The sequence below is a fragment of the Planktothrix sp. FACHB-1355 genome (genome assembly GCF_014748295.1).
Taxonomy (GTDB): Bacteria; Cyanobacteriota; Cyanobacteriia; order Cyanobacteriales; family Aerosakkonemataceae; genus Aerosakkonema; species Aerosakkonema funiforme_A.
In genome coordinates, this window is sequence record NZ_JACJUP010001104.1 from 1 (window position 1) to 2,346 (window position 2,346).

The 2,346-nt window shown below is 41.7% G+C and carries 3 protein-coding genes; all 3 read left to right on the forward strand.

Annotation, left to right across the window (positions count from 1 at the left end):
• Positions 1-995, forward strand: a 995-nt coding sequence (cas10d, locus tag H6S82_RS29510; protein WP_191057200.1) for a type I-D CRISPR-associated protein Cas10d/Csc3, incomplete at its 5' end; no start/stop codon positions are given.
• 6 nt (positions 996-1,001) lie between these two features.
• A complete protein-coding gene (cas7d, locus tag H6S82_RS29515) occupies positions 1,002-2,006 on the forward strand; it encodes a type I-D CRISPR-associated protein Cas7/Csc2 (RefSeq protein ID WP_190471362.1) in 1,005 nt (334 codons plus the stop codon).
• A 229-nt stretch (positions 2,007-2,235) separates the two neighbouring features.
• Positions 2,236-2,346 (forward strand): type I-D CRISPR-associated protein Cas5/Csc1 (cas5d, locus tag H6S82_RS33780; protein WP_242057157.1); only part of this gene is annotated, 111 nt, incomplete at its 3' end.

Sequence of the window (2,346 nt, forward strand, 5' to 3'; positions counted from 1 at the left end):
GGCGAGATGAAGATGATGAGGAAGCAGAAGCGGGAAGATTTGGTAAACATCAATATTCTGTGCGAGACTTGCCTTTTATGGCAATGACTTACACGACTACAATGGGAAAAACTATCACCGATGCTTGGGTGGAACCAACTTTTTTAGCCCTTGCTTTACCCAGGCTTTTGGGCGTAAAAGTGGTAGCAACTGCAAGCCAAGATCCCCTTTATGCTAGCGATAAAGAGTTTCTAGAAACTGTCAAGTTAGATGGGGCGGCTGGCTTTTGGAATTTATTAGGTTTAGATTCATCTCTTCGCTTAGATAACTTACAGAATGCACTGGAACGTTTGTTAATAGCTTATAGCATTCATTTAGATAATCGCAGTGCGAAACCCGATGCACGTTGGCAAGCTTTTAATGGCACTGTGAGAGATTTGGCGACGGATGTTTTGAATGTGTTTGCGATCGCAAATGAAAGTTTGCGTCGGGACAAGCGAGAACCTTCTCCCAAAGAGGTCGATCGCTACTGGAAATTTGCCCAAATTTGGTCACAAGGAGATGTTATGATGGAGAAAACAATCGATTTTACAGAAGACTTGGTACGAAAATATCGCAAATTTTACCAAGTCGATTTGAAAGAATCAAGCCACGCAATTTTATTGCCAATTACCAAAGCTTTAGAGGTAATTCTTTCTAGCCCGACTAATATCGATCCGAAAGATTTAATTTTGCAAGGCGCTGGACAATTGCACGCTGCACTCGATCGCCAAGAAGTCTATAAACGTCCGTTGCTAAAGGATAAATCTGTTGATTATGCCCTGCGTCAGCAACAGGAACTCGAAGCAATTCATGGCTTTATGACTACTTGCGTGCAGGAAATATTTTTGGGGCAATATAAAGGCGATCGCGCCCTTCTCCAAGAAAACCGCAACCGCATCAAAGCGGGGGCTGAATTTGCTTACCGTTGGCTACATTTTCAAGAAAAACAACAATCTCAATCAGAAGGAAAATAAATCATCATGGCTATTCTCGAAACTCTCAAACCTCAATTTCAAACCGCATTTCCGCGTTTAGCATCAGGTAAATACGTTCACTTTTTAATGGTGCGACACAGCCAATCTTTTCCAGTTTTTCAAACAGATGGAGTATTGAATACTGCACGCACCCAAGCAGGTTTAAATACTCGCGATTTTCTTAGCCGCCTTGTTATGTTTAAGCGCAAACAAATTACACCAGAACGGTTAGCAGGACGGGAATTACTGCGCTCTTTAAACTTAACTAGCGCCACCGAAGGAACGGATAATTGCTGCGAATATAATGGCGAAAAATCTTGTAAAAAATGCCCTGATTGCATTCTTTATGGTTTCGCTATTGGTGATAGCGGATCGGAACGTTCCAAAGTTTATTCTGATTCGGCATTTTCTCTCACGCCTTACGAAAATTCCCATCGCAGCTTTACGTTTAACGCTCCTTATGAAGGGGGAACGATGAGCGAAAAAGGTGAAATGCGGAGTGCAATTAATGAATTAGATCACATTCTCCCAGAAGTGGCATTTCCAACGGTGGAAACTCTGCGCGATCCGACTTTTGAAGGTTTTATTTATGTTTTGGGTAATCTGTTGCGAACTCGACGCTATGGCGCACAGGAATCTCGCACGGGTACGATGACAAATCACATTGTTGGAATTGCGTTTTGCGATGGAGAAATTTTCAGTAATCTGCATTTTACTCAGGCGCTTTACGATGCGTTAAAGCCGGATATTACTGCTCCGATTAGCGATATTCTTACCAAGGCGACGGAAGTGGCAGATAGTTTAATTAAAAAGGAACCAGTGCGGAAAAATCAGGTGATTTTGCGTCCTCAATTGGATGAATTGTTGACCGAAGTTGGGGAAATTTATCAGGATGAAACTCGCTTGCAAGAAACTTTGACGGCGCTGTATCAGCAGACGAAAAGTTATGCCGAAACCTATGGCGCTTTGACTAAGGAAAAGGGCAAAAGTAAAGGTAAATCTGGTTCTTAATTGGGATGTCTTCACCCGCCCGGAACTCAAGTTCCGGGCTAATAGCGGAAGTCCATTAAAATGGACTGGAAAATTAGCATTTACATTTAGTCCACTTAAGTGGACTTTAGCTATTAGCCAGCGATTTGAATCGTTGGCGGGCTGTAAGGGTTGCCGTTAGCTTAATTTGTCAACAAAATAATTGATTTTTTAGCAGCTTAAAGAAATCAAAAATATTGAGGTAAAATCGATGATTCTTTATCAATGTCTTCTCACTCTGCACGATAATGTTTTTTTCGCGACTCGCGAAATGGGGATTCTTTATGAAACGGAGAAATATTTGCATAATTGGGCTTTAAGT

Bases quoted from the DNA above. Each gene is read 5' to 3' on its own strand.
- cas7d (WP_190471362.1), top strand. From the start codon at position 1,002: ATGGCTATTCTCGAAACTCTCAAACCTCAATTTCAAACCGCATTTCCG.